Source organism: Priestia sp. P5_B4, from assembly GCF_056400385.1.
Genome location: NZ_JBFULJ010000239.1, coordinates 1 through 5,091, shown reverse-complemented (window position 1 = coordinate 5,091; position 5,091 = coordinate 1). Strand labels below are relative to the sequence as shown.

General features: G+C 39.9%; 7 protein-coding genes. 6 read left to right on the top strand and 1 reads right to left on the bottom strand.

Translation table 11 applies throughout. The features are described 5' to 3' along the window. From AC1DRF_RS16375 to AC1DRF_RS16350, 6 genes are all read left to right on the top strand, one after another. Positions 1-507 (top strand): inorganic phosphate transporter (locus tag AC1DRF_RS16375; RefSeq protein ID WP_477741166.1); only part of this gene is annotated, 507 nt, incomplete at its 5' end. 52 nt (positions 508-559) lie between these two features. After that, entirely contained in the window at positions 560-1,711 is a 1,152-nt protein-coding gene (gene sat / locus AC1DRF_RS16370) for a sulfate adenylyltransferase (RefSeq protein ID WP_477741165.1), read from the top strand. Between the two features lie 12 nt (positions 1,712-1,723). Next, positions 1,724-2,323, top strand: a complete 600-nt coding sequence (gene cysC, locus AC1DRF_RS16365) for an adenylyl-sulfate kinase (RefSeq protein ID WP_014457932.1) — start codon at positions 1,724-1,726, stop codon at positions 2,321-2,323. Positions 2,324-2,414: 91 nt separating this feature from the next. Further along, positions 2,415-3,194: a uroporphyrinogen-III C-methyltransferase gene (cobA, locus tag AC1DRF_RS16360; RefSeq protein ID WP_477741164.1), complete on the top strand. Its 780-nt coding sequence runs from the start codon at positions 2,415-2,417 to the stop codon at positions 3,192-3,194. 13 nt (positions 3,195-3,207) lie between these two features. Next, positions 3,208-3,975, top strand: a complete 768-nt coding sequence (locus tag AC1DRF_RS16355; RefSeq protein ID WP_477741163.1) for a sirohydrochlorin chelatase — start codon at positions 3,208-3,210, stop codon at positions 3,973-3,975. Beyond that, positions 3,956-4,564 carry an NAD(P)-binding protein gene (locus tag AC1DRF_RS16350; protein ID WP_043977187.1) on the top strand — a complete coding sequence of 203 codons (609 nt, stop codon included), beginning with the start codon at positions 3,956-3,958 and terminating at the stop codon, positions 4,562-4,564. The genes AC1DRF_RS16355 and AC1DRF_RS16350 overlap by 20 nt, the downstream gene beginning before the upstream one ends. A gap of 26 nt (positions 4,565-4,590) precedes the next feature. Here the strand turns inward: AC1DRF_RS16350 and AC1DRF_RS16345 are convergent. Beyond that, positions 4,591-5,091, bottom strand: a 501-nt coding sequence (locus tag AC1DRF_RS16345; RefSeq protein WP_477741162.1) for an MgtC/SapB family protein, incomplete at its 5' end; no start/stop codon positions are given.

Here is a 5,091-nt window from a genome sequence, read left to right as displayed (position 1 = left end):
GTCAGTCCTCTAGTAGGAGCTGGATTAATGGATGCCACAACGGGTGTCATAGCAGGAGGATTGGCAGTGGCGCTCGGAGCTCTTTTACTAGGAGGCCGAGTTATTGAAACAAACGGGAAAAAAATTACTCGCTATTCTGTAGGGGAAGGGTGCATTATCTCGGGTACTGGTGCTTCTCTTGTCACAGTCGCTTCACTGTTTGGTTTGCCAGTACCCCTTACACAGGTCACTACGTCTTCTATTATTGGAATAGGAGCAGCGAAAACGGGATTCACGAAAGAACAGCGCGAAGTTGTCATTCAAATGTTAAAGGTTTGGGTGGTCTCCCCTGTATTTTCACTCGTAATCTCATATGTTCTTGTGAAATTAGTACTTGAAAGCGACTTATATTCATTTGTGGTGCTAGCTAGCGGATGTATTGCCACAGCAGGTGTTCTAAGCTTAGCTAGAGCGACTAGAAGAAAAAGAGCAAGCTTGCAGTCGGAAAAAGAAAAAATGACTGCGTGATTCAAGTGCTTTTTATTATATTGTGTTAATTATTTAAGGAGGATTTTACAAAATGACAACAATTCAAGCACACGGTGGAGAATTAATTAATTTATATCAACCAACATATGACTACACGTCACTAACAAAAGAAATCGAAGTAGATAACATGGCCCTAAGTGATTTAGAACTAATTGGAATTGGTGCTTACAGCCCAATTACAGGATTTTTAGGAGAAAAAGATTATCAATCAGTTGTTGAAAATATGCGTTTAGCAGATGGAACAGTATGGAGTATTCCTATCACTCTTCCTGTAACAGAAGAGCAAGCTAAAGAATTAAACATTGGCGACAAAGTAAAACTTGTTCAAAACGGCGTAACGTATGGTGCTTTAGAAGTTTCTGAAGTATATACCCCACATAAAGAAAAAGAAGCGGAGAACGTGTACCGCACGGCAGAACTTGCTCATCCTGGCGTGAAAAAAATGATGGAACGCCCAAATGTATATGTAGCAGGTCCAATCGTACTTGTAGAACGTACACCTAAAACGCGTTTTGAAAAGTATTACCTAGATCCTACTGAAACAAGAGCAGCATTTGAAAAACGCGGTTGGAAAACGGTTGTTGGATTCCAAACTCGTAACCCTGTTCACCGTGCGCACGAATATATTCAAAAAACGGCATTAGAAATTGTAGACGGCCTGTTTTTAAATCCACTTGTAGGAGAAACAAAGTCAGATGATATCCCAGCAGATATCCGTATGGAAAGTTATGAAGTACTTTTAGAGAACTATTATCCTAGCGATCGTGTAGCTTTAGCAGTTTTCCCTGCTGCGATGCGCTATGCGGGACCTAGAGAAGCTATTTTCCATGCAATGGTTCGCAAAAACTTTGGATGCACACATTTCATTGTAGGCCGTGACCACGCTGGTGTTGGTGACTACTATGGAACATATGACGCACAAAAAATCTTCAGTAACTTTACAGCAGATGAATTAGGAATTACACCTTTATTCTTTGAACACAGCTTCTATTGCAAGAAATGTGAAGCGATGGCATCAACGAAAACATGCCCTCACAGCAAGGAAGATCATATGATTCTATCTGGAACAAAGGTACGTGAAATGCTTCGTAACGGAGAAGTGCCACCAAGCACATTCAGCCGTAAAGAAGTAATTGAAGTGTTAATTAATGGATTAGCAAAACAAAAAGTATCTTCAAAATAAGGAGCGGTTGAAGTGAGCAAATCAACAAACATTACGTGGCATGATGCTGGAATTACAAAAGAGGAAAGACGCGAGCAAAATAATCATCACAGTTTTGTACTATGGTTTACAGGTCTTTCGGGTTCAGGTAAATCTACCGTAGCAAACGCAGTGGCAAAAGCGCTTTTTGATAAAAATATTCGCAACTATGTATTAGATGGTGACAATGTTCGTTTCGGCTTAAATAAGAATCTAGGGTTTTCTGCTGAAGATCGTACAGAAAATATTCGCCGTATCGGTGAGGTTTCTAAGCTGTTTGTAGACAGCGGTCAAGTGGTACTAACAGCATTTATCTCTCCATTCCAAGAGGACCGAGCTCAAGTGCGTGAGATCTTAGAGGGGAATGAATTTTTGGAAGTATACGTGGAGTGCCCGTTAGAAGAATGTGAAAAAAGAGATCCAAAAGGCCTTTACAAAAAAGCAAGAAGCGGAGAAATTCGTGATTTTACAGGAATTGATTCTCCGTATGAGTCACCGGCTAATCCTGAATTAACAATTAATACAAGCACACAGTCTGTAGAAGAATGTGTACAAACTGTTATTGAATATTTAGCTAACCGAAAATTTATCTAAATGACAGCGGACTTTGTCCGCTGTTCTAATTCAAATTAAAATGTGGGAGCGCTGCGGAGACGTGGAAATGATGGAAGGGTGAAAGGCATTCATGGGGAAAGTATATCTAGTCGGTGCAGGACCGGGAGATCCAGATTTAATTACATTAAAAGGGTTGAAAGCAATTCAGCAAGCAGATGTTATCTTATATGATCGTTTAGTGAATAAGGACCTGCTGGAGTATGCTAAAAGTGATGCAGATATCATTTACTGCGGAAAGCTTCCGAACTACCATACCCTCAAGCAAGAAACAATTAACAACTTTTTAGTGAAATTCGCTAAAAAAGGAAAAATTGTAACGCGCTTAAAAGGCGGAGATCCATTTGTTTTTGGACGCGGAGGGGAAGAAGCAGAAGCTCTCGTGCAGCAGGGCATTTCATTTGAAATTGTTCCAGGGATTACATCAGGCATCGCAGCCGCTGCTTATGCAGGAATCCCTGTCACTCACCGGGAATACAGCGCAAGCTTTGCTTTTGTAGCAGGTCATCGTAAAGATAGCGAGCATGATGTAATCAAATGGGATAGCCTAGCCAAAGGTGTAGATACTCTTGCAATTTATATGGGGGTGCGGAACTTACCGTACATTTGCCAACAGTTAATGAAACACGGAAAAACCTCAGCTACGCCAATTGCATTGATTCACTGGGGAACATGTGCGGACCAGCGCACTGTAACTGGAACTCTTGGTACAATTGTTGATATTGTTAAAGAAGAACAAATTGAAAATCCAAGTATGATTATCGTTGGTGAAGTTGTGAATTTTCATGACCGATTAAATTGGTTTGAGAAGACTGGACAGCATTACTATTCGTTTGCACAAGAAGCTTACTAAAGAGGTTGATTATATGGATGCAGTTTTATATGTTTGCCATGGCAGCCGCGTAAAAGAAGGCGCTGATCAGGCAGTTGCTTTTATTGAAAGATGTAAAAAAAATCTAGATGTACCGATTCAAGAAGTTTGTTTCCTAGAACTAGCTTCCCCCACTATTGAACAAGGATTTGAAGCATGTATTGAACAAGGTGCTACTCGTATTGCAATTGTGCCTCTTCTGTTATTAACAGCTGCGCATGCAAAGCATGATATACCCGAAGAAATACACAAAGTATATGAACGTTATCCCGAGGTAGAGGTGCTGTACGGAGAACCGTTCGGCGTAGACGAACGAATTGTTGATATCTTGGTAGAGAGAATCAATGAAACCAATGTGGATAAGCATGAAGATTCGATGGTATTGTTGGTCGGCAGAGGAAGCAGTGATCCTGCTGTAAAAAAAGATTTTAACGAAATAGCTCAACTGCTAAAAGGGAAAGGTGCTTTTAAAGAAGTGAGCACATGCTATTTAGCTGCAGCTTCTCCTAATTTAAAAGAAGGCCTGCACCTTGCTAAACGAACTTCGTATAGGCAAGTATTCGTTCTTCCATACCTTTTGTTTACCGGTATTTTAATGAACGAAATTAAGGAAGAATTGGAGCAGCTATCAACAGATGCCCAGCAGTTTATCTTAGCCAACTACCTAGGTTATCATGATGGACTTGCACACATTTTAAGTCACCAAGTAAAAACGTTATTATCCAGCAAAGGAAATCAATACGATGTATACCGTTATGCTTGATTTAAAGGGTCGTTCGGTCTTAGTAGTTGGGGGCGGAACAATCGCAACTCGTAGAATTAAAGGTTTTTTACAAGAAGGAGCAGCCATTACAGTGGTTGCTCCAACTGTTTCAGCTGAAATAAATGAATGGGAAGCTAAAGATCAGCTGCGTGTAAAAAGAAAAAAAGTAGGAGAAGAAGACTTACTTAATGTCTTTTTAATTGTTGTGGCTACAAATGATCAAGCTGTGAATAAGTTTGTTAAGCAGCATATTAAAAATGATCAGTTGGTTAATATGGCCAGCAGTTTTTCCGATGGAAATATTCAAATTCCTGCACAGTTTTCTAGAGGGAGATTATCGCTAGCAATATCCACAGATGGCGCTAGCCCTTTGTTGACAAAGCGAATCAAAGAAGACTTATCCTCAAATTATGATGAGAGTTACACACAGTATACACAGTTTTTGTATGAATGCAGAGTTCTTATCCACAGATTAAATGTGTCAAAGAGCCGTAAACATGAGTTATTAACAGAAATTATCGATGATCAATACCGGCTGTCTCTAGTAAAACAGCGGGAATTTTTACAACAGATTAAAAAATACAAATAAAAAACGGCCAACTGGCCGTTTTTTATTTATACATTTTCAACTTCAATGCTTCGAATACCGCTGATTTTTTGAATTTCGTAATACACTTCTGTAGTAGGGCGCTGGTTATTAACTGACACTTTCATTCGTATATACAATTCATTGGTGTCTAAATCTTTGATTCGAATATTTTTAATTGTAATATTCTTTTCTCTAATGCTATTAGTTGTATCAAAGATATTGTGCTTATCCGCCAGCTTGAGTTGAAGAATAAGCTCTTTCTCGCGCAGTTGCCTAGGCCCCAAAATAGTAATAAGGAAGGGAAGAAGTTCAACGCTGATAATGAGCAGTACAACTCCGGTAATAGCTTCAGGATAAAACCCTGCACCTACAGCAATGCCTATACCTGCTGCTCCCCAGATAATAGCCGCTGTTGTAAGCCCCGAGATGCTGTCATTTTCTTTTCTTAAAATGACGCCCGCCCCTAAAAAACCAATTCCAGAAACAATTTGAGCGGCCAGACGAAGCGGGTCCATTGTGATATGATC

Coding starts and splice junctions, on each gene's coding strand:
- sat (WP_477741165.1), top strand. CDS start 560: ATGACAACAATTCAAGCACACGGTGGAGAATTAATTAATTTATATCAA.
- cobA (WP_477741164.1), top strand. CDS start 2,415: ATGGGGAAAGTATATCTAGTCGGTGCAGGACCGGGAGATCCAGATTTA.
- AC1DRF_RS16355 (WP_477741163.1), top strand. CDS start 3,208: ATGGATGCAGTTTTATATGTTTGCCATGGCAGCCGCGTAAAAGAAGGC.
- AC1DRF_RS16350 (WP_043977187.1), top strand. CDS start 3,956: ATGTATACCGTTATGCTTGATTTAAAGGGTCGTTCGGTCTTAGTAGTT.